This window comes from Burkholderia ambifaria AMMD (assembly GCF_000203915.1).
GTDB classification, from domain to species: domain Bacteria; phylum Pseudomonadota; class Gammaproteobacteria; order Burkholderiales; family Burkholderiaceae; genus Burkholderia; species Burkholderia ambifaria.
In genome coordinates, this window is the sequence record NC_008390.1 from 2974129 (window position 1) to 3000035 (window position 25907).

Here is a 25907-nt window from a genome sequence, read left to right on the forward strand (position 1 = left end):
ATCGGTCAGCACCATGCGAATTCTCATCGCCGAAGATGACAGCATACTCGCGGACGGCCTCACCCGGTCACTCCGCCAATCGGGCTATGCGGTCGACCACGTGAAGAGCGGCGTCGACGCCGATACGGCGCTGTCGATGCAGACATTCGACCTGCTGATCCTCGATCTCGGGCTGCCGAAAATGTCCGGGCTCGACGTGCTCAAGCGCCTGCGCGCCCGCAATTCCAACCTCCCCGTGCTGATCCTGACCGCCGCCGACAGCGTCGACGAACGCGTGAAGGGGCTCGACCTCGGCGCCGACGATTACATGGCCAAGCCGTTCGCGCTCAACGAGCTGGAAGCGCGCGTGCGCGCGCTGACCCGGCGCGGCGCGGGCGGCGGCCCGACCGTCGTGCGCCACGGCTCGCTCGCGTTCGACCAGGTCGGCCGCATCGCATATGCGAACGATCACGTGCTCGATCTCTCCGCGCGCGAGCTCGGCCTGCTCGAGGTGCTGCTGCAGCGGATCGGCCGGCTCGTGTCGAAGGAGCAGCTCGTCGATCACCTGTGCGAATGGGGCGAGGAAGTCAGCAACAACGCGATCGAAGTCTACGTGCACCGGCTGCGCAAGAAGATCGAACCGAGCGGCGTGCGGATCTCGACCGTGCGCGGCCTCGGCTATTGCCTCGAGAAGGTCGCGCCCGCCGCGCCGACCGATACGGCAGCGCCCCAGCCCGTGGTGGCCGGCACGCCGCTGCGCTGAAGCCGGGCGCGCCGCGATGGCCACCCCGGCCCATTCCCGCCGCCCGAGCGGCGCGCCGGCGTCGGCCGCCGACGATGCACGCGACGCGCGCTACGAGAACCCGTTCGCGCCGCCCGATGAAACCGATGCGCCCGAGGCGCCGCGCCCACGCTCGCTGTTCGGCGAAATCCTCGACTGGATGCTCGCGCCGCTGCTACTGCTGTGGCCGATGAGCATCGCCGTCACCTATCTCGTCGCGAAGACGATCGCGAACGGCCCGTTCGATCGCGCGCTCGAGACCAACGCATACGTGCTCGCGCGGCAGATCCATCCGGTCAACGGCGTCGCCGAGCTGACGCTGCCGCAGCAGACGCGCGACTTCCTGCGCGCGGACAACGTCGACAGCGTGTACTTCCAGGTGCTCGGCACCCGCGGCGAGCTGGTCGCGGGCGAGGCCGACATGCCGCTGCCGCGCGACGAGGACCGCCCGCCGCCGGGCGTCGTCGTGTTCCGCGACGACCTTTTGCGCGGCAACGACGTGCGCGTCGCGTATACGACCGTCGCACTGCCGGAGCCGGGCGGCGCACAGCCCGTGCTCGTGCAGGTCGGCGAGACGCTCGACAAGCGCAACGCACTCGCGAACGACATCATCAAGGGCGTGATCCTGCCGCAGTTCGTGATCCTGCCGCTCGCGATCCTGCTCGTCTGGTTCGGGCTGTCGCGCGGGCTCGCGCCGCTCAACGCGCTGCAGGCGCACATCCGCGCGCGGCGGCCCGACGACCTGTCGCCCGTCGAGGCGCAGCGCGCGCCGCCCGAGATCGAGCCGCTCGTCACGTCGTTCAACGACCTGCTCGCGCGGCTCGAGCAGAACATGGCGTTGCAAAAGCGCTTCATCGCCGACGCCGCGCACCAGATGAAGACCCCGCTGGCGGGCCTGCGCACGCAGGCCGAATTCGCGTTGCGCCACCCCGTGCCGCCCGACGTGCAGCGCTCGCTCGAACAGATCGCGACGAGTTCCGAGCAGGCCGCGCGGCTCGTCACGCAACTGCTCGCGCTCGCGCGCGCCGAGAACCGCGCGAGCGGGCTGACCTTCGAGCCGGTCGAAATCGGCGCGCTGGCGCGCCGCACGGTGCGCGACTGGGTGCAGGCCGCGCTCGCGAAGCGCATGGATCTCGGTTACGAAGGCCCGGAGGACGACGCGCCGCTCGACGTCGACGGCAATCCCGTGATGCTGCGCGAGATGCTCGGCAACCTGGTCGACAACGCGATCCGCTACACGCCCGAAGGCGGCCGCATCACCGTGCGCGTGCGGGCCGAGCAGGCGGCGCGGCGCGTGCATCTCGAAGTCGAGGACACCGGGCCCGGCATCCCGGCCGCCGAACGCGAGCGCGTGGTCGAGCGCTTCTACCGGATCCTCGGCCGCGAAGGCGACGGCAGCGGCCTCGGGCTCGCGATCGTGCGCGAGATCGCGACGCAGCACGGCGGCACGCTGACGCTCGACGATCATGTCTATCAACAGGCGCCGCGCCTTGCCGGCACGCTCGTGAGCATCAGCCTGCCGCTGTCGGAGCCCGCCGCGGATCCAGCCTGACACGCGCAGGCCCTCACCTCACCCGCACCGCGCACCCCGCCGCGATCGCATCGAAACCGGTGCTTTACCGCCCGTTTGCGACCTGATCGAGGGGCGAAGCGGCCGATTCGGCGCGGGTTAACGCGCAGTGGTTTTGTGCCCGCAAGTCAGTGCGCCGTAAGTTTCCGTGCCAATAATCGTCGACAGGCCCGCCCACCCAAGGCGGCCGCATATTTATATCAAGGGACTTGGAGACGATTCATGGCAACCTTAGGCGGGCAAATTTCGCACTCGCCGATGACGGCCGAAGAAAAGAAGGTAATCTTCGCGTCGTCGCTCGGCACCGTGTTCGAGTGGTACGACTTTTACCTGGCCGGGTCACTCGCGGCCTACATCAGCAAGAGCTTCTTCTCCGGGGTCAATCCGACCGCCGCCTTCATCTTCACGCTGCTCGGCTTCGCGGCCGGCTTCGCCGTGCGACCGTTCGGCGCGATCGTGTTCGGCCGGCTCGGCGACCTCGTCGGCCGCAAGCACACGTTCCTCGTGACGATCGTGATCATGGGCATCTCGACCTTCGTGGTCGGCTTCCTGCCCGGCTACACGACGATCGGCATCGCGGCGCCCGTGATCTTCATCGCGATGCGGCTGCTGCAGGGCCTCGCGCTCGGCGGCGAGTACGGCGGCGCGGCGACCTACGTCGCCGAGCATGCACCGGCGAACCGGCGCGGCTTCTACACCGCGTGGATCCAGACGACCGCGACGCTCGGCCTGTTCCTGTCGCTGCTCGTGATCCTCGGCGTGCGCACGCTCATCGGCGAGGAATCGTTCGGCAACTGGGGCTGGCGCGTGCCGTTCGTCGCGTCGATCCTGCTGCTCGCGGTGTCGGTGTGGATCCGGTTGCAGCTGAACGAATCGCCGGTGTTCCTGCGCATCAAGGCCGAGGGCAAGACGTCGAAGGCGCCGCTGACCGAAGCGTTCGGCCAGTGGAAGAACCTGAAGATCGTGATCCTCGCGCTCGTCGGCCTGACCGCCGGCCAGGCCGTCGTCTGGTACACGGGCCAGTTCTACGCGCTGTTCTTCCTCACGCAGACGCTGAAGGTCGACGGTGCCAGCGCGAACATCCTGATCGCGATCGCGCTCCTGATCGGTACGCCGTTCTTCCTGTTCTTCGGCTCGCTGTCGGACCGGATCGGCCGCAAGCCGATCATCCTCGCCGGCTGCCTGATCGCGGCGCTCACCTACTTCCCGCTGTTCAAGGCGCTCACGCACTACGCGAACCCGCAGCTCGAACTCGCGACGCAGAAGGCACCGATCTCGGTCATCGCCGATCCGGCCACCTGCTCGTTCCAGTTCAACCCGGTGGGCACGTCGAAGTTCACGAGCTCGTGCGACATCGTGAAGAGCGCGCTCGCAAAGGCCGGCCTGAACTACGAGAACGTCGCGGCGCCGGCAGGCTCGACCGCGCAGATCAAGGTGGGCGACACGGTGATCCCGGCCTATGACGGCAAGGCGCCCGATGCGAAGGCGCAGGGCGCGGCGTTTGACAAGACGCTCGCGTCGACGCTGAAGGGCGCCGGCTATCCGGCCAAGGCCGACCCGGCGCAGCTCAACTGGCCGATGACGATCGTGATACTGACGATCCTCGTGATCTATGTGACGATGGTCTACGGCCCGATCGCCGCGATGCTGGTCGAGATGTTCCCGACGCGGATCCGCTATACGTCGATGTCGCTGCCCTATCACATCGGCAACGGCTGGTTCGGCGGCTTCCTGCCGGCGACCGCGTTCGCGATCGTCGCGGCGAAGGGCAACATCTATTCGGGGCTCTGGTATCCGATCGTGATCGCGCTGGCCACGTTCGTGATCGGTCTGCTGTTCGTCAAGGAGACGAAGGACTCGAACATCTACGCGCAGGATTGATGAGGTCGGGCAGGTGGGGGGCACCCCGCCTGCAACCCGGGCCGCCGGCAACTTTTTTCGGGGAAGATGAAAAAGGTGTTGACAGCCCGGCGGCACATCTGCATAATTCAATTCTTCGGCGAATTAGCTCAGTCGGTTAGAGCGACGGAATCATAATCCGCAGGTCCGGGGTTCGAATCCCTGATTCGCCACCAAATGCGAAAAGCCGCTGTTCCGCAAGGAACAGCGGCTTTTTTCATTGCTTCATCCGGCACACACGCGGTATCGCGCGTCGCCCGTCCTTCAGGCCACGCGCGCTCGGCGCTACGCCACCACCGATCCACGCTCCTCGACAGAATCCGCACGCACCTTCCCGCGCCAGTTCTCCCCGCCCTCCAGCGCCGGCGTCGACTCGAACAGCTCCGCGAGCCAGTCCGCGAACACCCGCACCTTCTGCGACAGATGCCGGTTGTGCGGATACACGATCGAGATCGGCTTGGGCTTCGGATTGCAATCGGGCAGGACCTCGACCAGCGAGCCGTCGCGCAGGTTGGGCAGCACCATGAACAGCGTCGGCTGGATCATCCCGAACCCTTCGAGCCCGCACGTCACGTACGCATCCGAATCGTTGACGGTGACACTGCCGTTCATCCGCACCTCGAGCGGCTTGCCGTCGATCATGAACACCCACGGAATCGCCCGCGCACCGTGGCTCGCGCGGAAATTGACCGCATGATGATCGGCCAGGTCGGCGATCTCCTGCGGCTCGCCGTGACGCGCCAGATAGTCGGGCGACGCGCAGGTCACGCGCTTGAGCATCCCGATCCGCCGCGCGACCATCGACGAATCCTCGAGCGGCCCGACCCGGATCATGCAGTCGATGCCCTCCTCGACCGGATCGACGTAGCGGTCCGACAAGCCGAGGTCGAGCGTGATGTCCGGATAGCGCTGCCGGAAGATCGACAGCGCCGGCAACACGACGCGCCGCCCGAGCGAGCTCGGCATGTGCACGCGCAGCACGCCGCTCGGCTTGCGGTTGCCGGACTGGAAACTCGCGTCGGCCTCCGCGATCTCCGAGATGATCTTCATGCAATGCTCGTAGTACGCGGCGCCCTCCGGCGTCAGCGACAGCCGGCGCGTTGTCCGGTGCATCAGCCGCACGCCGAGCAGCGCCTCGAGATTCTGGATGATGGTCGTGACCGACGCGCGCGGCATCGCGAGCGTGTCGGCCGCGCGCGTAAAGCTGTTCGCGTCGACCACGCGGGTGAAAACTTCCATTGCCTGGATGCGGTCCATGCTGCGCCCCCTTCGAATCGCCAACAGGACAGAATAGAGCGCGCAACGGGCGCGGCACAAGCCCCCGCCCATTGTTCTCAACTTCTGAATAGTGAACGCACTTCGGACTGGAAAGTAACCGGCTTTCGTTCAGTTCGGCACGACGATTCGTTCCGTCCCCGCCCGCCGCCCGCGGCATGCCCGCCCCTTACCGCACGAACCGCTCGCGATAGCCCTGCGGCGACACGCCGAGCACGCGCACGAAACTGCGCCGCAGCGTCTCTTCCGAACCGAAGCCGCACCGCGTGGCGATCCGCTTGACGGGCCACGCGGTTTCGCCGAGCAAACGCTGCGCGGCCTCCACGCGAATCTGCTCGACGGCGCGCGCGGGCGTGCGGCCGGTGCCCGCGCGGTAGTGGCGCACGAAGCTGCGCTCGCTCATGCTGACGCGCTCGGCGAGCGCGGGCACCGACAGGTCGGCCGTCAGGTGGTCGGCGATCCATGCATGCAGTTCGCCGAAACGATCGTCGGTGCGCTGCATCGACAGCATCGCGCTGAACTGCGCCTGCCCGCCCGGCCGCTTCAGGAACACGACGAGCTCGCGCGCGGCGTCGAGCGCGACCGCGCGACCGAGATCCTCCTCGACGAGCGCGAGCGCGAGATCGATGCCGGCCGTCACGCCGGCCGACGTCCACAGCCCGCCTTCGCGGATGAAGATCGGATCGGGCTCGACGCGCACGTTCGGGTAGCGCGCCGCGAATTCGTCGCAGCGCGCCCAGTGCGTGACCGCACGCCGCCCATCGAGCAGGCCGGCCTCGGCGAGCAGGAACGCGCCGGTGCACACCGATGCGACACGTCGCGCGCGCTGCCCCTGCTGCCGGACCCAGCGCACCATCCGCGCATCCTGCGACGCGGCGCGCACGCCCTTGCCGCCGGCCACGATCACCGTATCCGGCCGTCCCGCAGAGCGCAGCGAATCGGCCATCACGACGAGGCCGGACGACGTCTCGATGGGCCCGGCCTCGGCGGCGACGACACGCGGCGCGTACGGCGCGGGCTGACCCCTTTCCTCGGCGAGTTCGTTGACGGACGCGAACACCTGCAGCGGCCCGCTCACGTCGAGCAGCTGCGCACGGGGGAACGCGAGAATCAGGATCGAGCGCGGCGCGGTAGGCATGGCGATTGGCTGAAAACGTGGGTGATATGGCAATTTCGCCAAACACTACGCGCCTAGAATCGATCTGTCCATCGTGCGCCGATCGCGGCGCCCCCTTCCCTACGGAGCGTTCGCATGACCCTGCATATCGGCCTTCTCGTGTTTCCGGGCGTCCAGCAACTCGATCTCACCGGCCCGCACGACGTGCTCGCGTCGCTGCCCGACGCGGCTGTCCATCTGGTCTGGAAATCGCGCGACACCGTCGCATCGAGCAGCGGCCTCGCGCTCGCGCCGACCTGCACGTTCGACGACTGCCCGCCGCTCGACGTGATCTGCGTGCCCGGCGGCATCGGCATCAACGACCTGCTGCTCGATGCGGAAACGATCGCGTTCGTGCAGCGCCGCGCGGCCACCGCGCGCTATGTGACGTCGGTCTGCACGGGCGCGCTGCTGCTCGGCGTGGCCGGCCTGCTGCGCGGACGCCGCGCGACGACGCACTGGGCGTTTCACGAACTGCTCGAACCGCTCGGTGCGGTGCCGGTGCGCGAGCGCGTGGTGCGCGACGGCAACCTGATCACCGGCGGCGGCGTGACGGCCGGCATCGACTTCGCATTGACGATCGCCGCCGAACTCGCGGGCGACGAAGAGGCGCAGTCGATCCAGCTGGCGCTCGAATACGCGCCGGCGCCGCCGTTCGACGCGGGCTCGCCGGATACCGCGCCCGCGTCGGTGCTGAAGCGCGTGACCGAGCGCTCGGCGGCGGGGCTGGAGAAGCGCAGGCAGACGATCGACGCGGCCTTGCGTGCGATGGCGCGCTGATCCCGCGCATTCGACCACACCGCCCGCCTTGCGCGGCCTCCACACTCACGGACCTATCGATGAACATCATCCGCAGCACCGCGTTCACCGCCGAGCGCCCATGGGGCGCGCTGGACATCGCGAACCTGAACGGCATCACGGTGCGCCTGCACTGGACCGATCAGCCGTACCGGTGGCACGTGAACGACGGAGAGGAAATTTTCGCGGTGCTCGACGGCCGTGTCGAGATGCGCTACCGGGAAGCAGGCATCGAGCACGCGACGGTGCTCGAAACGGGAGACGTATTCCACGCGACGATCGGCACCGAACACGTCGCGCACCCGCTCGGCGAAGCACGCATCCTGGTGATCGAGACCGAAGGCAGCGTCTGACGACGGGAACCCAGCGGCGCGCGTCGCGCCGATTCGACGGGCATCAGCCCGAGATGGTGCCCGTGCCCTGCGACGGGATCAGCTTCGGTTGCGGCGTGCACAGGCACTGGCACAGGTCGTGTTCGAGCGCGACGACCTTGCCCATCACGGTCATCGTGCGCTCGCCGCCGTCGGACACGATCACGCCCTGCGTCTTGCATGCGGCGCAGAACACGGGCGCGCCGAGATAGGCGAGCTCGCGGCCGTCGAACGACGAATTGGCGATGCCGTCGAGCACGACGCCGCCATGGTCGGTCGTGTCGCCCTTCAGAATGAATTTGCGGCTCATGGTTCGGCTCTCCCTCGGAAATGCCGCGCGGCACGGCGTCGGGCCGCGTACGCGCAGTCGATATCCGCCCGTCGGTCGCGGGCGTTTCGCGAGGATATCACCGCGCGCTCGGGCGCCGTCGTACGGATCAGAACTTGTGCCGCATGCCGACGCGCGCCTGCAGCTGCCGATCGTTCGCGGATGCACCGGGCCCGTTGATCGCCGCGACGGCCAGATGCCCCGTCGAGTCGGTGCCCGATGCGCGCTGATAGACGGCGCTCACGTAGACGTCGGTGCGCTTCGACAGGAAATAGTCGAGCCCCGCCGCGACCTGGTGATACGTCGCGCCGTCGCGGCCGTTCACGCCGCCGCCGCGCGTGTAGTCGTACGCCACGCCGCCGAACAGCGAGGTCATGAACTGGTAGCGCACGCTCGCCTCCGCGTTGTTGAACACCGCGTTGCCGGACACGCCGCCCGGGTTCGGCCCGGACGACAGGTCGCCGAGCTGACGGAACGACGTGTTCGTATACATCGCGCCAAGCGTCATCGCGCCGATCGCATAGGTGCCGCCCACCACCGCGACCTGCAGCGTGCGCGCGGATGCATAGCCGGAATACACCGGCGACAGCATGTTGCTGCCCGGCACGCCGCCGACGCTCGGCGCGGGGCTGCCGGTCGTGCCGAAGAACGACACGTTCGGATTGCGCGCATTCAGATAGCCGGCCGCCACCGCAAGCGGCCCGCGCGTGTAGGCAACTGTTGCCGACCACACCTGATTGCGCGTCGCCGCGCCGGCGACGCCGCCCACCCCATACATCGCCGCGACGCGAGCCCCGCCGTAGTCTTTACTGGTGAACTTGATCGCGTTGTTGGTCGAGTTCGCGTTGTTCACGTTGTCGAGGTCGCCGGGATGCGCGACCATGTAGCCGCCGAACAGCGCGGCGGCCTCGAGCGGCCCGAGGATGTCGACGTTGGTGTCGTACTGCCGCCCGAGCGTGACGGTGCCGAACGGCCCCGACAGCCCGACGAACGCCTTCTTGCCGAACATCAGCCCGCCCTGCCCGAGCCTGCCGGTGCTCGGATCGAAACCGTTCTCGAGCGTGAAGACCGCGGCCAGCCCCCCGCCGAGATCCTCGCTGCCGCGCAGCCCCCAACGGCTCGCCTGCTGCACGCCGCCGAGCATTCGCAACGCGGGCTTGCCGCTCACCGCGCCGTGCGGGCCGGGCGTCGCGATGTTGCTCGCATAGGTCAGCCCTTCATCGATAATCCCGTACAGCGTGACGCTGCTCTGGGCGTGCGCCGCACCCGCGATCAGCGCGACACCCGCGCCGGCCAACAGCTTCTTCTTCATCGAACGATCTCCAGTGCGCGGGTCGAATGGCGATACACGGGCGCACGCCGCCCGCAGGCGCGCGGCCTGCTCCGGTGCAAGCCGGAACGGTCGGGGTCAGCCGGGAAAGATGGTCAACGCAGTGCGTCGGCAACGACGGGCGGCGGCGTCCAGCGCCGGCCGGCCGCGACTTCGTACGCATGGCCGAACTGCAGCACGCCCCAGTCGTCGCGGTAGCCGCCGACGATCTGCATGCCGATCGGCAAGCCGGCTTCGGAGAATCCGCACGGGACCGACAGGATCGGCGCCTCGGTCGACGACAGCAGCCAGCACACACGCATCCAGTCGATGTAGGTCGTGCTCTCGACGCCGAGCACATCGGCAGGCGCGCGCAGCGCGGCGTCGAACGGCATCACCTGCGTCGTCGGCAGCACGTAGAACGCGTAGCGCTGCAGGAACGCGCGCATCCGCTCGAACAGGCGCGTCTTGCGCACGAACATGCGGCCGAGATCCGCGGCCGAGAGCGAACGATGCAGCCGGTATTCGTCGTGGAGTTCGGGTTTGAGCGCCGCGCGCTGCCGCTCGTCGAAGCCGTCCAGCAGCGTGCCGATCATCCACGCGCGCTCGATCCGGAACAGGTCTTCGGCTTCGGTGAGATCGGGGTCGTCGAATTCGACTTCGCAGCCGAGCGATGTGAACACGCGCGCCTGCGCATCGACCGCGCGCCGGATCTCGGGATCGACCGGCACGCCGGGCAAGCCGCGCGACATCGCGATACGCGTGCCGCGGAAATCGCGTTCGAGCGGCTGCGCGAAGCACGCGCCGGGCTCGGCGATTCCGGTCGCGGTTTCGCCGCTCGGCCCGGCGATCGCGGACAGCAGCAGCGCCGTGTCGGCGACATCGCGCGCCATCGGCCCGTCGACGCCGAGCGTCGCCCAACCGTTCAGGTCCGGCGCGCGCGGCACGCGCCCGGGCGACGGCCGCAGCCCGACGACGTTGTTCCACGCGGCCGGGTTGCGCAGCGAACCGCCCATGTCGCTGCCGCACGCGAGCGGATTCATCCCGCAGGCGAGCGCCGCGGCCGCGCCGCCGCTGCTGCCGCCGGCGGAGCGCGTCAGGTCCCACGGGTTGCGCGTCGCGCCGAACACCTCGTTGAACGTATGCGAGCCGGCGCCGAACTCCGGCGTGTTCGACTTGCCGATCATCAGCGCGCCGGCGCTCGCGCAGCGCCGCACGATCAGCGCGTCGTGCTGCGGGACGTGCTCGGCGAACAGCGTCGAACCGAAGGTCGTGCGCACGCCGCGCGTCGCGGTCAGGTCCTTCTGCGACACCGGCAGCCCGTGCAGCGGCCCCTGCCATTCGCCGCGCGCCCAGTGCGTGTCGAGCTCGCGTGCGCGGGTGCGCAGCGCATCGGAGTCGACCACGGTGACGAGCGCATTCACGCGCGGGTTGATCGTCGCGATGCGCGCGAGATGCGCATCGAGCAGCTCGCAGGCGCTGATCTGCCGGGACTTCAGCAATTCGAGCATGGTGCGCGCGGGCAGGTCGCACAGATCGCCGGCGGCAAGGTCGGCCGGCGACGGCGAAAACGAAACGGTGGTGGTCATGGAATGGATCGAAGAAGATGGAAGTCAGTCGGTCAGTGATCCTGATCGCTTCGGTCCGATGCGAACGCGAGCGCGACGAGCGACAGCAGGCCGCAGACGATCACGTACCACGCCGGCGCGGCCGGATTGCCGGTCGCCCCGATCAGCCAGGTGACGATGAACTGCGCGAAGCCGCCGAAGATCGACACGCCGCCCGCATACGCGATCGACAGCGCGGTCGCGCGCGTGCTCTTCGGAAACAGCTCCGCGAGGATCACGCCGTTCGCGCCCGCATTGACCGAGTGCAGCGCGGCGAGCAGCATCACGACCGCGTACATCGTCGCGATCGACGGCACCGCGCCGATCAGCCAGAAGCCCGGCAGGATCAGCACGGTCAGCGCAACGCGCGTCCACAGCGCGACGCGCTTGCTGCCGAGCCGATCCGACAGGCGTCCGCCGATCGGCGCGGCGACGAACATCACCGCACCGGAGAGAATCCCGCACCACAGCGCGGTATCCATCGACAGGTGCAGCACGCGGATCGCGTACGTCGACATGTAATAGAGGACGATGAAGTGCGCGGCGGTGCCGCCGACCACGAGGCCGAGCGCTGTCAGCACGGCGCCGCCGTCGCGCCGCAGCACGGTGCCGAGCACCGCGGACGAGCGCCGTGCGGCCGCGGCCGGCGCGTGCTGTTCGAGCGCATTGAAGCGCGCGCGCAGGTACAGGCCGACCGGCGCGATCAGCACGCCGGCGAGAAACGGCACGCGCCAGCCCCACGACTCGAGCGCGGCCGGTTCGAGGAAATACGACAGCAGGAAGCCAACGAACGAACCGGCCAGCGCCGCCGCGCCCTGGCTCGCGAACTGCCAGCTCGTGTAGTAGCCGCGTTCGCCGGGCGGTGCACGCTCGGCGAGCAGCGACGTCGATACGCCGACTTCGCCGCCGGCGGAGAAGCCTTGCAGCAGCCGTGCGAGCACGACCAGCACGGGCGCCGCGGCGCCGATCTGCGCGTAGGTCGGCATGACGCCGATCATCCCGGTGCCGATCGCCATCGTGACGAGCGTGAGGTTCATCGCCGGCACGCGGCCGAAGCGGTCGGCGACCAGCCCGATCACGACGCCGCCGATCGGCCGCGCGATGAAGCCGACGCCGAACGTCGCGACCGACATCAGCAATTGCTGCTGCGCGGACGCGGCCGGGAAAAACAGTTTTCCAAGCAGCACCGCGAAGAAGCTGAACACGGTGAGATCGAAGAATTCTAGGCCGTTGCCGATCGTGATCGCGACGATCAGCTGGCGATTGGACGGGGATGCGGCAACGGTGCCGACATGCCCGCCGAACGTGCTGTCCGCTCGGGGCGCCTTCATGAAGGTATGTCTCCGTACTGGTTGTGCGTATCGGTTGCGTGTGTGGTGCGTGTGTGGTGCGCGGCCCGTTCGACGGCCTGCGCATGCAGTCTAGGCATTCAAAATACGCAGCCCGGAGCGACATTTTTCGATCGTGATAACGCCTGGTTATCGCGCGCTTTGCCCGCGCGATCGCGGTGTAGGATACGAACGTCGCTACTGCCGCCGCGCCCCGCCACGCCGTGAAACACCATCAGCTCCGGGCGCTTGCCGCCATCGCCGAACACGGGAGCCTGCGCGCCGCCGCGCGTGCGATCCATCTGTCCCAGCCCGCACTCACCAAGGCCATCCGCGAACTCGAGCAGGACCTCGGCGTGCCGCTCGTCACGCGCAACGCGCGCGGCGCGCAGCTCACGCGCTTCGGCCAGGCGGTCTATGCACGCGCGCGGCTGATCCTCGCGGAGATCCAGCACGCGCGCGACGACGTGATCCATCTGTCGGGCGGCAAGGAAGGCGCGCTCGCGTGCGCGCTGACGCCGCTGATGTCGCTCGGCTTCCTGCCGGCCGCGCTCGACGCGTTCCGTCAGCGCATGCCGACGATCCGCCTCGACGTGCGCGAAGGCTTTCTCGACACGGCGCTGCCGCGCCTGCGCGACGGCACGCTCGACTTCGTGATCGCGATCGTCGATGCGACGCGGCTGTCGCCCGAATTCACGTTCCGGCCGCTCATCGAATCGGCGCTGATCCTGATGACGCGCGCGAGCAATCCGCTACGCCACTGCACGTCGCTCGCGCAGCTGCAGGATGCGCAGTGGGTGCTCAACACGTCGCCGGAAAGCATCGGCCGGCTGCTGCAGAACATGTTCGTCGCGCACGGCTACGCGGCGCCGCAGCCGATCGTCGAATGCACGTCGTTCAGCGCGGCGTTCGCGCTGTCGGTGCATACCGACAGCGTGTCGTGCGTGCCGCAGCTCTTCATGGAGATCGACTGGATACGCGAACGGATGGTCACGATCGATGTGAAGGAGACGATTCCGACCGTATCGGCCGGTGTGCTCACGCGGCGCGATGCGCTGAACACGGTCGCATGCGACTACCTGATCCACTGCTTCGTCGAGGCCGTGCGCCGGTACGATCCCGCGAAACTGCTGTGGCGATCGTGACCTGTCCTATTCGATTCGAATCGCACTACGAATATCGATTTTCTTTATAAGAAAAATCACGTCTAATTTCGTACAATTACTAAATACAAATCGAGGCAGAAGGTTTATATAGGACCAATCCTGCCGATAAGATTCAACAACGCAACGGGCCCGGAACCCGTTATTTTGAGACCCTTCGCGCTGTCGATCAACACATCATTTCGTAATACTTATTCGCGTGAGTCATTCGTTCAAATACGACGCGTCGACAGATAGAATTAAACAAACAATTCTATTTACCGATAAAAAAATGGACGAACTCCTGCCAATGCGGCTATTCATCAAGGTAGCCGAACTTCACAGTTTCGCGCGTGCAGCCACGGAACTGAACATCTCCAACTCGTCGGCCACCCGCCTCATCATGGGCATCGAGGATCGGCTCGGCGCACGCCTGCTGAACCGCACGACGCGCAGCCTGTCGCTCACCGATGCCGGTCATCTGTATCTCGCGCAGATCCGTCACGTGATCGAGGAAATCGACCGCGTCGAGGACACGATCGCGTCGATGCATCACGAGCCGATCGGATCGCTGAAGATCGCCGCGCCGGTCATGTTCGGCATGCACGTGCTCGCCCCGGCGATCGATGCGTTCAAGACGCAGCATCCGGCCATCGTGCCGGAAGTCACGATCGTCGACCGCCATGTCGATCTCGTATCGGAGGGCTTCGACGTCGGGCTGCTGCTGTCGCAGCGCATCAGCACCAACACGCTGGTGACGCGCCCGCTCACGCGGCTCAAGCGGATCGTCTGCGCGGCGCCCCGGTATGTCGAAGCTCACGGTGCACCGATCCATCCGCACGATCTCGCGTCCCATTCGTGCCTGACGTTCCATGCCGACTTCGCGGGCGAATACCTGTCGTTCGATCACGAGCCGACACGCGTCGCGGTGCGGCCGAACAAATCCGCATCGTCGAACAACATCGGGCTGATCCGGAACTGGGCGCTGTCGGGCATGGGCATCGCGGTGCTGCCCGACTTCCTAGTGGAAGCGGATCTCGCCGACGGACGGCTGCTCGCGCTGCTGCCCGACTATCGGCTCGAGGAGCTCGAGATGAATATCGCGTACCCGAGCCGACGGCACTTTCCGCGCAAGACGCGGCTTTTCGTCGATCACCTGGTCGAGTATTTCGTCAGGTGAAAGAAGGGTTCAATCTGAACTGCACCCCAAAAGTTGGACACCCGTCCAACCTTTGGGGTGTTTTTCATGACGAAGTACAACGAGCAGTTCAAGCAACGCATCGTTGACGAGTATCTGGCCGGCGGAATCGGCATCGAATCGCTGGCGCATCGGTACAGAGTGGGCCGCTCGGTCGTGGGGCGCTGGGTGGCGAGCTATCGGGAGCATGGCAGCGCGGGGTTACGCAAGAAACACGTTTGCTACGACGCTGAGTTCAAGCTATCGGTACTGCAGCGCATGTGGCGAGACGAGTTGTCATACGGCCAGGTATCGGCCTTGTTCGATATTCGCGGCGCGGGCTGCGTAGCCGGCTGGGAGCGCCTGTATCATGAGGGCGGTATCGATGCACTGTCCCCTCGCCGACGAGGGCGCCCCCGAAAGATGGCCACTTCACTTCCGCCCAAACCCACCGAACCCGGCACACCGGATGAACGCTCGCGCGAAGAATTGCTCAAGGAAAACGAGTATTTGCGTGCGGAGGTGGCCTACCTAAAAAAGCTCGATGCGCTGCTGGCGAAGAAGCAGGCAGCGCAAAAGAAAAAGCGCAAATAGTGCACGAGCTTAGGCAGCACCATCCGGTAGCGGCACTTCTGAAGGCGGCCGGCTTGGCGCGTAGCACGTTCTATTACCAGCTTGGGACGCTGAGCGTCGACGATCGCCGTGCCGATCTCAAGGCGAAGATCCGGGCGGTGTTCGACCATCACAAGGGCCGCTACGGCTATCGACGCGTCACGGCTGCGATTCGGCAAACCGGGCATCTCGTCAACCACAAGGCCGTGCAGAGGCTGATGCAGCAATTGCAGTTGAAATCCCTGCTGCGCCCGAAGAAATACCGCTCCTGGCGAGGCGAAGTCGGCAAAGCCGCACCCAACCTGCTGCAACGTCAGTTTAGTGCCGCACAGGCCAATCAGAAGTGGGTGACGGATGTGACGGAATTCAACGTCGGCGGTCAGAAGCTGTACCTGTCGCCGGTGATGGATCTGTACAACGGCGAGATCGTGGCTTACCAGATGGATCGACGCCCAAGCTTCGAGTTGGTCAGCGGCATGCTCAAGAAGGCGCTGACCAAACTCAAACGCACGGACAGACCGCTATTGCATTCGGACCAAGGCTGGCAATACCGAATGCCGGCGTTTCGCCGGCAACTGAAGCGGCGCAAACTGACTCAAAGCATGTCCCGCAAGGGGAACTGCCTCGATAATGCTGCGATGGAAAGCTTCTTCGGCACGCTCAAGTCCGAGTGCTACAAGGGACATCGCTTCACTTGCGTGGAGCATTTGCGCGACACGCTCAATCACTACATCCACTACTACAACCACGAACGCATCAAGCTCAAATTGAAAGGGCTGAGTCCCGTGCAATACAGAACTCAGCCCTTGAGCGCCTAGCCTTCAACTGTCCAACTTTGCGGGGTCAGTTCATCGCGCGCACCTTTTTTGCATCGACGCCCCGCGCCGTCGGCGAACCCGCGGCCCGCCGCGCAGCCGCGCCAGCCGGGCCGCGGGCGGCCGCATCGCCGCCCACGCACGGTGCGGGCACACCTGTTGCGCGGCTGCATCTCAGTAGTGAACCGCTCTTGGCAGCCGGCCGTTGAGGACTACACTAATCCTTAATGAGGTGCGGCCGGAGCCCGTGCCTCCAGGGAGACGCCGCCATGAATCGGCCACTGAATCGCATCCTGCCGCGCATGACCGGTAGTGCATCGGTCTGGACGTGGGTCAAGTGGTCGTTGCTGGCCGCGCTGGTGATCGCCGTGGCGATCCTTGTGCGGCTCGTGATGACCGAGATCGCGACGTCGCGCATGCAGGCGCACTACCTGTCCGAACTCACGCGCGATGTCGGCTACACGGTCGAGGCGGGCGCGAGCGACCACATCCGTTTCCCTGCGAACGGGCCGTACGACGAGCGCCTCGGTTATTCGATGATTCCCGCGTTCCAGGAGCGCCTGCTCGCACGCGGCTTCGTCGTCGGCAAGCAGGCGCGCGATTCCGACCGAATGCTGTCGCTCGCCGATCGCGGCCTGTTCCTTCCTTACGAAGAGAAAGATCAGGCCGGGCTGATGCTGTTCGACTCGACCGGATCGCCGCTGTTCGCGACCGTGTTCCCGCAGCGCGTGTACGCCGACTTCGACACGGTGCCGCGCGTGGTCGCCGATTCGCTGATGTTCATCGAGGATCGCTACCTGCTCGACCCGAACCAGCCGAACCGCAATCCGGCGATCGACTGGGGACGCTTCAGCCGCGCGCTCGCCGATCAGGCGCTGCACGTCGTCAACCATCACCAGGCGCGCCCGGGCGGCAGCACGCTCGCGACGCAGATCGAGAAGTTCCGCCATTCGCCCGACGGCCGCACCGCGACGCCGCCGGAGAAGCTGCGCCAGATCGCGTCCGCGTCGATCCTCGCGTACCTGAACGGCCCGCAGACGATGCTCGCGCGGCGCACGATCCTGGTGCGCTACCTGAACTCGGTGCCGCTCGCCGCGCGGCCGCACGTGGGTGAAATCAACGGTATCGGCGACGGTCTCGCCGCGTGGTACGGCCGCGACTTCAACGACGTGAACCGCATCCTGTCCGCGCCGACCACCGGCGACAACGTCGACGAACAGGGCAAGGCATTCCGCGAGGTGCTGTCGCTGATCATCGCGCAGCGCGCGCCGTCGTACTTCCTGAATCGCGGCTATCCGGCGCTGCAGAAGCTGACCGACAGCTACCTGCGGCTGCTGTCGAACGGCGGCGTGATCTCTCCCGCGCTGCGCGATGCGGCGCTCGCCGCGCAGATCGAGCGCGCCGCGCCCCCGGCCGCCGCGCGCGTGCAGTCGTTCGTGTCGCGCAAGGCCGTGTCGTCCGCGCGCGCGTCGCTGCTCTCGGCGCTCGGCATCAGCGACCTGTACCAGCTCGACCAGCTCGATCTGGAAGCCACGAGCACGCTCGACAACGGCGTGCAGCAAGCGGTCGCCAACCGGCTCGCGCTGGCGTCGACCCGCGACGGCGCGCAGGCCGCCGGCCTGTACGGCTTCGAGATGCTCGCGCCGAAGGACGACCCGTCTCATCTGACGTACAGCTTCACGCTGTACGAGCATCGCAACGGCGCGAACATGCTGCGCGTGCAGACCGACAGCGTGAACCAGCCGTTCGACGTGAACCGCGGCGGCCGCATCAACCTCGGCTCGACCGCGAAGCTGCGCACGCTGATCACCTACCTGCAGATCGTCTCCGAGCTGCACGCGCGCTACGGCAACCTGCCGAACGCGCAACTCGCGCACGTGAAGCCCGATCCGATCGACGGGCTGTCGCGCTGGGCGCTCGACTACCTGTCGCACACGCGCGACCGCTCGCTGCAGGCGATGCTCGATGCGGCGGTCGAACGCAAGTACTCGGCGAGCCCCGACGTGTTCTACACGGGCGGCGGCGCGCAGGTGTTCTCGAACTTCGAAAAGTCGGACAACGGCCGCATTCTGACGCTGCATACGGCGTTCGAGCATTCGGTCAACCTGGTGTTCGTGCGGCTGATGCGCGACATCGTCCATTATGAAATGCTGAAGGCGGCCGGCCCGTCGACGTCGTGGCTCGGCGATCCGGAGCAGCGCAAGCATTACCTCGAGCAGTTCGTCGACGGCGAAAGCAAGGTGTACGTGAAGCGCTACTACACGCGCTACGCGGGCAAGACGCCCGACGACGCGCTCGCGCTGATGCTGCAGGACGTGCGCAAGTCGCCGCCGAAGATCGCGACGGTGCTGCGCAGCGTCGCGCCGAACGAGTCGCTCGCGTGGTTCAGCGCGCACATGCGCGCGCAGCTGAAGGGCACGCCGGCCGCGACGATGTCGGACTACGATCTCGCCGCGCTGTACGCGAAGTACGCGATCGACCGCTTCAACCTCAACGATCGCGGCTACATCGCGAGCGTCCACCCGCTCGCGCTGTGGACGCTCAATTACCTGCGCGCCCACCCGAACGCACCGCTCGCCGACGTCCAGCGCGACAGCCGCGATGCGCGCTTCTACACGTACTCGTGGCTGTACAAGACCCGCTACCACGCGACCCAGGACCGGCGCATCCGCCACATGGTCGAGCTGCGCGCGTATGGGGAAATCACGAAGGCGTGGCGCGCGCTCGGCTATCCGTTCGAGGAAGTCACGCCGTCGTTTGCGGCCGCGATCGGCGCGTCGGGCGACCAGCCGGACGCGCTCGCGAAACTGATCGGCCTGATCGCGAACGGCGGCCAGAAGGCGCCGACCGAGACGATCACGCGCCTCGACTTCGCGAAGGGCACGCCGTACGAAACGCGCTTCGTGCGCGCGGCCGCGCAGCCGCAGCCGCTGCTGTCGCCCGAGATCGTCAACGTGGCGCGCACGCTGCTGGGCGACGTCGTGCAGCACGGCACCGCGCGGCGCCTCGCGGGCGGCTTCACGCTGCCCGACGGCAAGACGCTCCCGGTGTACGGCAAGACCGGGACGGGCGACCAGCGCTTCAATGTGTACGCACGCGGCGCGCGGCTGATCGAGTCGCGCAAGGTCAACCGCAGCGGCACGTTCGTGTTCGTGCTCGGCGACCGCTTCTTCGGCGTGCTGACGGCGACCGCGCACGAGCCGTACGCGGCGCGCTACGACTTCACGAGCGCGATGGCCGTGCAGTTGCTGAAGTCGATGGCCCCGGCGCTCGCGCCGCTGATCGAGCGCCCGGTCGAAGCCGGCACGCGCACGGCGGGCCCCGCGCCGCAGGCGGAAACGCCCACGCCGCAGGCTGCGCCAGTCTCGCCGTCCTGAGCACGGCCCGCGGGCTCACGCGACGACGCGCCGCTCAGTGCGAGCGGCCGTCGAAATGCGTGACGGGCAGCGCGTCGATATCGACATCCTCGAGGCATCGCACGTTGATCGCGGCCATCTCGGTGCCGTTCGGATGCGTCCCCTCGCCGAACGCGTGAATCCCGCAGCGCTTGCAGAAGCGATGGCGGATCACGTGCTTGTTGAACATGTAGGTCGACAGATTGTCGTCGGGCGTGAGAAGCGTCATGTGGTCGCGCGGCACGAACCACATCAGCGCGCCCTTGCGCCGGCAGATCGAGCAGTTGCAGGCCATCACGCCCTGCAGGTCGCCTTCCGCCTCGAACTTCACGTCGCCGCAATGGCAGCTTCCGCGATAGAGCATGGTCGTCTCCCGGTGCGGCCCGTGCACGACGACGGCGCCCGGGCGGGACACCGTTGGCCGGGCCGATCCATGCAGGTACAGTAGCGCGCACATGCGCCGCACGCAATGTCCGGCGGCGCCCGTCCCGACCCGTCCCAACCAAGGAAAACCGTCATGCTCGAACTGCGCCCCGGCTGCGAATGCTGCAACAAGGACCTGCCGCCCGATTCGGCGGAAGCCCGCATCTGTACGTTTGACTGCACGTTCTGCGCGACCTGCACCGACGAGGTGCTGAAGGGCCGCTGCCCGAACTGCGGCGGCGACCTGGTCGCTCGCCCGCGCCGGCCGGCGAGCCTGCTCGCGAAGTATCCGGCGTCGACGGAGCGCATCCACAAGCCGGGCGGCTGCGCGAACGCCGCCTGACGGCGCCGCATCGCGCGCCGCTTCCCGTTACGACATCTCGATGCGCGCGCGCGTGATCGCGAGCAGCGACGCCATCGCGCGGCGCGCGCCGTCCTCGTCGCGCACGCCGATTGCGTCGGCCACGGCCGCATGCTCGGCGAGCGACGCATTGAACACGTGCGCCCGGCGTGCGTTCAGGTGCAGCTGCGCCTCGAGCGTGCGGTCGATCAGCGCGCCGAGCGGCACCAGTAGCTCGTTGCCGCCAGCCTCCAGCACGCTCAGGTGAAAGCGCAGGTCCGCGCGCACCCATTCGTCGACGTTGCGCGCGGCGGCCATCGCGCGCACCGCGTCATCGATCGCGTCGAACGCGCCCGCCCCGTGCGAACGCGCGGCCAGCGCGGCCGCGTGGGGCTCGATCATTTCGCGCATCTCCTGCAGCTTGAGCGCGAACGCGAGCGGCGGCGCGACCCGCGCGTACCAGTCGAGCAGGTCGGCGTCGAGCAGGTTCCATGCGCGGCGCGGCCGCACCCGCGTGCCGACCTTCGGCCGCGACTCGACCAGCCCCTTGGACGTCAGCGTGCGCAGCGCCTCGCGCAGCACCGTGCGGCTCACGCCGAACATCTCCATCAGGTCCGGCTCCCGCGGCAGCAGTGATTCGGGCGGATAGTCGCCGCGCAGGATCGCCGTCGCAAGGCGGAAGGACGTCTGTCCATGCAGGTCGCGTTGAATGATCGTTCTCCGTTGGCCGGGCACGCCGCGGCTGTCCACTATCTGCACAATAGTGCTATTAATACTATTTTTTATCACGCTACGCTAGGATAACCGTCACGTACTCGACGGCGCCGCATCCGCACGTCCGCGCCGCGCAACCCAGGAGACTCGCGACATGAAAATCATCCGCCTCGAAACCTTCGTCGTCCCGCCGCGCTGGCTGTTCCTCAAGATCGAAACCGACGAGGGCATCGTCGGCTGGGGCGAGCCGGTGGTCGAGGGCCGCGCGCACACGGTCGAAGCCGCCGTGCAGGAACTCGCCGACTATCTGGTCGGCAAGGATCCGCTGCTGATCGAGGATCACTGGCAGGTGATGTACCGTGCGGGCTTCTACCGCGGCGGCCCGATCATGATGAGCGCGATCGCGGGCGTCGACCAGGCGCTGTGGGACATCAAGGGCAAGCATCACGGCGTACCGGTGCACGCGCTGCTCGGCGGACAGGTGCGCGACCGCATCAAGGTGTATTCGTGGATCGGCGGCGACCGGCCGAGCGATGTCGCGAACAACGCGCGCGCGGTGGTCGAGCGCGGCTTCAAGGCCGTGAAGATGAACGGCTCCGAGGAGCTGCAGATCGTCGACACCTACGACAAGGTCGAGCAGGTGATCGCGAACGTCGCGGCGGTGCGCGACGCGGTCGGCCCGCACGTCGGGATCGGCGTCGACTTCCATGGCCGCGTGCACAAGCCAATGGCGAAGGTGCTCGCGAAGGAGCTCGATCCGTACAAGCTGATGTTCATCGAGGAGCCGGTGCTGTCGGAGAACGCCGAGGCGCTGCGCGACATCGTGAACCAGACCAACACGCCGATCGCGCTCGGCGAGCGGCTCTACTCGCGCTGGGACTTCAAGCACATCCTCGCGGGCGGCTACGTCGACATCATCCAGCCCGACGCGTCGCACGCGGGCGGCATCACCGAGTGCCGCAAGATCGCGACGCTCGCGGAAAGCTACGACGTCGCGCTCGCGCTGCACTGCCCGCTCGGCCCGATCGCGCTGGCCGCGTGCCTGCAGCTCGATGCGGTCAGCTACAACGCGTTCATCCAGGAACAGAGCCTCGGCATCCACTACAACCAGGGGAACGACCTGCTCGACTACCTGCGCAACCCCGAGGTGTTCCGCTACGAAGACGGCTTCGTCGCGATCCCGCAAGGGCCGGGGCTCGGCATCGACGTCAACGAGGAGAAGGTGCGCGAGATGGCGAAGACGGGCCATCGCTGGCGCAATCCGGTGTGGCGCCATGCGGACGGCAGCGTCGCCGAGTGGTGATGCGGAGGTGAAGTGAGAGGAGATGCATTGCGCGGCGGACCACCCGCGCATTGCAGGTCGAGACGGCCGCCCGACAGGCGGCCGCTTTTACATCCGCGGCATGCGGCTCATGCGGCTCACGCAGCTCACGCGGAAACGGCACCCCGCTCCGAACCTGCCGTCAGCCGAGCGCCGCGAACCCCGGCACGCAGAACGACAGCACCGCGGCCGCGACGAACACCGCGATCATCGTCAGCGCTTCGAGATGCAGGATGTTGCGGAACGTGTGCGCGTCTTCGGTCGACGCGGTACGGCGCAGGCGCGGCAGCGCGGAGAAGCGGTTCAGCCCGCCGAGTACGAGCGCGAGCGCGACGAGCAGCAGCTTGAGCAACAGCACGCGCCCCCACGTGCTGCCGTCGAGCGGTGCGAGCGAGCCGCCGAGCCCGCGCAGCGCATTGAGCACGCCGGTGCCGAGCACGAAGACGACCGCGATCGCCGAGGTTCGCGACAGTTGCTGGCCGATCCGGATCAGCGCGCCGCGCGCGACCGACGAACCGAGCACCGGCAGCACCGCGAGCCCGGCCGCGAGCACGAGGCCGCCCCACACCGCGGTGGCGAGCAGGTGCAGCGTCTGCACGCCGACCGCTGCCGACAGCGGGCCCGTGTCGGCCGCATGGCCGAGCGACGCCTTGCCGGCCGCGACCACGATCACCGCGAGCCACAGCACCGCGTGCGCGACCGGGCCCTCGGGCTTCGCCAGCGCGACGATCGCGAGCAGCACGGCACCGGCGAACGCGACGCTCCACGCAAAGCCCGCATGCGTCTGCATCAGCATGGTCGGGATCGCATCGAACGCGCCGCCGAGCCCCGCGCCGCTCATCGACGCGGCTTCATACACGAGCCAGCCGAGATCGGCGAGCACGAGCGCCAGCGCCGCCGCGACCAGCGAATGTTGCGCGCGCAGCCATGCATGATGCGACGGCGCGACGACCGGCCGCGCGCCGTCCTTGCCGAGCCACGCCTTGAGCAGCGCCGAGCCGACCGCCATCGCGAACGTCGCGTCCATCAAGGCCGCAAGCGCGACCTGCCCGATCCACAAGCTGTCGATCCTCATCGCGCGCGCCCTCCCGGAAACGGCCGGCCGGCGACGCGGCGGCAGCAAGTGGAACGACAGCGGGGAGACGGCAACGGCACGGTAGGGAACGTCATCGATGAATCCGGAAACGGGAGAAATGACTGGGTCTGCGGCGGAGGCGGCGCCGCGCGACCCGCGAGTGTACGGTCTTCGATGGTCAAAGCGCACGCCGGTTCACATCATCCGTACATATCGCGCGGCAAATTGTCGCAAGTCGCAAACAGACAGGAACCGATGTCCTTTTGCCAAATAGCCGTCATTACCCATCGATGATAGAATGCCGCGTCGCAGCAGCCCGGCTGCCCTGCCATCCATGCGCCGAGCCGATCGTAGCCCGGACAGGTCCCCGACGAATAAACATGGAGTCTCGTGTGTCTTCAAGACGCCTCTTCCGTCCGTTGCTCGCCGTTCTCTTGATCGGTGGCGCGGGCCTTATGAGCGCTGCTCAAGCGCAGACCAAGCCCACGGAGCAAGCGCACGCCCAGCAGGCGCCGCTCAAGGCACCCGATACGATGGCCGAGCGTGTGCGCGGCTGTACCGCATGCCACGGCGTTCACGGCCAGGGCACCGATAACGACTACTTCCCGCGTCTTGCCGGCAAGCCGGCCGAGTACCTGTACAACCAGCTCGTCAACTTCCGTGACGGACGGCGCAAGTACCCGCCGATGAACTACCTGCTGACGTACCTGAACGACGATTACCTGAAAGAGATCGCCGAGCACTTCTCGGCCGAGCGTCCGCCGTACCCGACGCCCGCCAAGCCGACGCTGCCGGCCGCCACGCTCGCGCGCGGCAAGCAGCTCGTCACGCAAGGCGATCCGTCGCGCAAGCTGCCGGCCTGCGTGGCCTGCCACGGCGCCGGGCTGACCGGCATGCAGCCGGCGATCCCGGGCCTCGTCGGCCTGCACGCCGATTACCTGAGCGCACAGCTCGGCGCATGGCGCTCGGGCAACCGCCACGCGAAGGCACCGGATTGCATGCACGACATCGCGTCGAAGCTGTCGGATGAAGACGTCACGGCCGTGACCGCGTGGCTCGCCGCGCAACCGGCGCCCGCCAACCCCGTGCCGGCCCCGGCGCGTTCGATGAAGACTCCGCTCGCCTGCGGCAGCGAACCGCAATAAGGCAAGGGAGACAGACACAATGAAACGCAAGTCCCTGTTTGCACTCTCGGCTGTCGCGATCGTCGCGGCAGTCGCCCTCGTGCCGGTCCTGTGGCCGGGCAACGACACGCTGCACGGCGCTGCTGCCGTCGCAGCCACGCCGGCCGACCAGGCCGCGCTGATCAAGAAGGGCGAATACCTCGCGCGCGTCGGCGACTGTATCGCGTGCCACACCGTGCGCGGCGGCAAGTCGTTCGCGGGCGGCCTGCCGATGGCGACGCCGTTCGGCACGATGTACACGCCGAACATCACGCCGGACGACAAGGACGGCATCGGCAAGTGGACGTCGGACGACTTCTACCGCGCGATGCACACCGGTCGTTCGAAGGACGGCAGCCTGCTCTACCCGGGCTTCCCGTTCGCGAGCTACACGAAGGTCACGCGCGCCGATTCGGACGCGATCTACGCGTACCTGCGTTCGGTCCCGCCGGTCTCGGTGCCGAGCCGTCCGCACGAACTGAAGTTCCCGTTCAACAACCGCAACCTGCTGATCGGCTGGCGCACGCTGTTCTTCAAGGAAGGCGAATACAAGCCGGATCCGACCAAGTCGGTCGAATGGAACCGCGGCGCGTACCTCGTCGAAGGCCTCGGCCACTGCTCGATGTGCCACACGTCGATCAACATGATGGGCGGCCCGGTGAACTCGGCAGCCTTCGCGGGCGGCCTGATCCCGCTGCAGAACTGGTATGCTCCGTCGCTGACGAACGACAAGGAACTCGGCCTCGGCGACTGGCACGTGCAGGAGCTGTCCGACCTGCTGCAGGCCGGCGTGTCGAACAAGGGCGCGGTATTCGGCCCGATGGCCGACGTCGTGCACAACAGCCTCCAGTACATGAACGACGAAGATACGCGCGCAATGTCGACGTACCTGAAGTCGATCCCGCAGAAGGCTGAAGCGCCGAAGAACATGCAGTACGAGCCGTCGAAGCAGTTCGGCAACACGCTGTTCGACCAGGGCAAGAAGATCTACGCGGACAATTGCGCGACCTGCCACGCCGAAACCGGCGCAGGCAAGCCGCCCGCGTATCCGCCGCTCGCGGGCAACCATTCGATCGTGATGGAATCGGCAGTCAACCCGATCCGCATGGTGCTGAACGGTGGCTACCCGCCGAGCACGTTCAAGAATCCCCGTCCGTACGGGATGCCGCCGTTCGCACAGTCGCTGTCGAACCAGGAAGTTGCGGCAGTCGTCACGTATATCCGGATGTCGTGGGGCAACAACGGTACGCCGATCTCGCCGCAACAGGTGAGCGACCTGCGTTCCGCGCCGCTTGACTAAATAACGCGCGACACAGACGGGGGCGCGGC

General features: G+C 67.2%; 22 protein-coding genes and 1 tRNA gene. 14 read left to right on the plus strand and 9 right to left on the minus strand.

Annotated elements, in window-relative coordinates; genetic code table 11:
- Positions 1-13 precede the first annotated feature (13 nt).
- From BAMB_RS13635 to BAMB_RS13650, 4 genes are all read left to right on the plus strand, one after another.
- Positions 14-742, plus strand: a complete 729-nt coding sequence (locus BAMB_RS13635) for a response regulator transcription factor (RefSeq protein ID WP_041491392.1) — start codon at positions 14-16, stop codon at positions 740-742.
- 16 nt (positions 743-758) lie between these two features.
- Positions 759-2312: a sensor histidine kinase gene (locus BAMB_RS13640; protein WP_011657834.1), complete on the plus strand. Its 1554-nt coding sequence runs from the start codon at positions 759-761 to the stop codon at positions 2310-2312.
- A 240-nt stretch (positions 2313-2552) separates the two neighbouring features.
- On the plus strand, positions 2553-4211 hold the full coding sequence (locus tag BAMB_RS13645; protein WP_011657835.1) for an MFS transporter: 1659 nt from the start codon (positions 2553-2555) through the stop codon (positions 4209-4211).
- Positions 4212-4328: 117 nt separating this feature from the next.
- A tRNA-Met gene (locus tag BAMB_RS13650) sits at positions 4329-4405 on the plus strand.
- A gap of 109 nt (positions 4406-4514) precedes the next feature.
- On the opposite strand, the gene BAMB_RS13655 is transcribed toward BAMB_RS13650, so the two are convergent.
- Positions 4515-5486: a LysR family transcriptional regulator gene (locus BAMB_RS13655; RefSeq protein WP_011657836.1), complete on the minus strand. Its 972-nt coding sequence runs from the start codon at positions 5484-5486 to the stop codon at positions 4515-4517.
- Positions 5487-5673: 187 nt separating this feature from the next.
- On the minus strand, positions 5674-6642 hold the full coding sequence (locus tag BAMB_RS13660; RefSeq protein ID WP_011657837.1) for a GlxA family transcriptional regulator: 969 nt from the start codon (positions 6640-6642) through the stop codon (positions 5674-5676).
- A 114-nt stretch (positions 6643-6756) separates the two neighbouring features.
- Here BAMB_RS13660 and BAMB_RS13665 point away from each other — a divergent pair, with 114 nt between their 5' ends.
- Both BAMB_RS13665 and BAMB_RS13670 read left to right on the plus strand, forming a co-directional pair.
- Positions 6757-7440 carry a DJ-1/PfpI family protein gene (locus BAMB_RS13665; RefSeq protein ID WP_011657838.1) on the plus strand — a complete coding sequence of 228 codons (684 nt, stop codon included), beginning with the start codon at positions 6757-6759 and terminating at the stop codon, positions 7438-7440.
- A 59-nt stretch (positions 7441-7499) separates the two neighbouring features.
- Entirely contained in the window at positions 7500-7811 is a 312-nt protein-coding gene (locus BAMB_RS13670) for a cupin domain-containing protein (protein ID WP_011657839.1), read from the plus strand.
- A gap of 43 nt (positions 7812-7854) precedes the next feature.
- On the opposite strand, the gene BAMB_RS13675 is transcribed toward BAMB_RS13670, so the two are convergent.
- The 4 genes from BAMB_RS13675 to BAMB_RS13690 form a co-directional block, all read right to left on the minus strand.
- Positions 7855-8139 carry a PAAR domain-containing protein gene (locus tag BAMB_RS13675; protein ID WP_011657840.1) on the minus strand — a complete coding sequence of 95 codons (285 nt, stop codon included), beginning with the start codon at positions 8137-8139 and terminating at the stop codon, positions 7855-7857.
- Positions 8140-8266: 127 nt separating this feature from the next.
- Positions 8267-9469, minus strand: coding sequence for a porin (locus tag BAMB_RS13680; RefSeq protein WP_011657841.1), 1203 nt, complete (start codon positions 9467-9469; stop codon positions 8267-8269).
- A gap of 113 nt (positions 9470-9582) precedes the next feature.
- Positions 9583-11055: an amidase gene (locus BAMB_RS13685; RefSeq protein ID WP_011657842.1), complete on the minus strand. Its 1473-nt coding sequence runs from the start codon at positions 11053-11055 to the stop codon at positions 9583-9585.
- A 32-nt stretch (positions 11056-11087) separates the two neighbouring features.
- The gene (locus BAMB_RS13690; RefSeq protein WP_011657843.1) at positions 11088-12404 is read right to left on the minus strand and encodes an MFS transporter; all 1317 of its coding nucleotides are present in this window, start codon (positions 12402-12404) and stop codon (positions 11088-11090) included.
- Positions 12405-12625: 221 nt separating this feature from the next.
- On the opposite strand from BAMB_RS13690, the gene BAMB_RS13695 reads away from it, so the two are divergent.
- The 4 genes from BAMB_RS13695 to BAMB_RS13715 all read left to right on the plus strand — a co-directional run bounded on the left by BAMB_RS13695 (position 12626) and on the right by BAMB_RS13715 (position 19524).
- Positions 12626-13546, plus strand: coding sequence for a LysR substrate-binding domain-containing protein (locus BAMB_RS13695; RefSeq protein WP_011657844.1), 921 nt, complete (start codon positions 12626-12628; stop codon positions 13544-13546).
- A gap of 289 nt (positions 13547-13835) precedes the next feature.
- Positions 13836-14723 (plus strand): LysR family transcriptional regulator, encoded by an 888-nt coding sequence (locus BAMB_RS13700; RefSeq protein ID WP_011657845.1) that lies wholly within the window; start codon positions 13836-13838, stop codon positions 14721-14723.
- 66 nt (positions 14724-14789) lie between these two features.
- Positions 14790-16150 (plus strand): IS3 family transposase gene (locus tag BAMB_RS34900; protein WP_085963142.1). Its coding sequence is split into 2 segments (ribosomal slippage): positions 14790-15252 and positions 15252-16150, totalling 1362 coding nucleotides; the frame shifts between segments, so codons are not numbered across the junction.
- Between the two features lie 266 nt (positions 16151-16416).
- Positions 16417-19524, plus strand: a complete 3108-nt coding sequence (locus BAMB_RS13715) for a transglycosylase domain-containing protein (RefSeq protein ID WP_011657846.1) — start codon at positions 16417-16419, stop codon at positions 19522-19524.
- Between the two features lie 34 nt (positions 19525-19558).
- On the opposite strand, the gene BAMB_RS13720 is transcribed toward BAMB_RS13715, so the two are convergent.
- Positions 19559-19906 (minus strand): GFA family protein, encoded by a 348-nt coding sequence (locus BAMB_RS13720; RefSeq protein ID WP_011657847.1) that lies wholly within the window; start codon positions 19904-19906, stop codon positions 19559-19561.
- 153 nt (positions 19907-20059) lie between these two features.
- Between BAMB_RS13720 and BAMB_RS13725 the strand changes: the two genes are divergently transcribed.
- Positions 20060-20308 (plus strand): DUF1272 domain-containing protein, encoded by a 249-nt coding sequence (locus BAMB_RS13725; protein WP_011657848.1) that lies wholly within the window; start codon positions 20060-20062, stop codon positions 20306-20308.
- A 27-nt stretch (positions 20309-20335) separates the two neighbouring features.
- Here the strand turns inward: BAMB_RS13725 and BAMB_RS13730 are convergent, their stop codons facing one another.
- Complete coding sequence (locus BAMB_RS13730; RefSeq protein ID WP_041491394.1) at positions 20336-21040, minus strand: FadR/GntR family transcriptional regulator; 705 nt, start codon at positions 21038-21040, stop codon at positions 20336-20338.
- Positions 21041-21173: 133 nt separating this feature from the next.
- Here BAMB_RS13730 and dgoD point away from each other — a divergent pair, with 133 nt between their 5' ends.
- A complete protein-coding gene (dgoD, locus tag BAMB_RS13735) occupies positions 21174-22322 on the plus strand; it encodes a galactonate dehydratase (protein WP_006751313.1) in 1149 nt (382 codons plus the stop codon).
- 160 nt (positions 22323-22482) lie between these two features.
- On the opposite strand, the gene BAMB_RS13740 is transcribed toward dgoD, so the two are convergent.
- Positions 22483-23415 (minus strand): CopD family protein, encoded by a 933-nt coding sequence (locus BAMB_RS13740; protein ID WP_011657850.1) that lies wholly within the window; start codon positions 23413-23415, stop codon positions 22483-22485.
- A gap of 380 nt (positions 23416-23795) precedes the next feature.
- Between BAMB_RS13740 and BAMB_RS13745 the strand changes: the two genes are divergently transcribed.
- Both BAMB_RS13745 and BAMB_RS13750 read left to right on the plus strand, forming a co-directional pair.
- Positions 23796-24560, plus strand: a complete 765-nt coding sequence (locus BAMB_RS13745) for a c-type cytochrome (protein ID WP_041489853.1) — start codon at positions 23796-23798, stop codon at positions 24558-24560.
- 19 nt (positions 24561-24579) lie between these two features.
- A complete protein-coding gene (locus tag BAMB_RS13750; RefSeq protein ID WP_006757973.1) occupies positions 24580-25878 on the plus strand; it encodes a c-type cytochrome in 1299 nt (432 codons plus the stop codon).
- Positions 25879-25907: the final 29 nt, after the last annotated feature.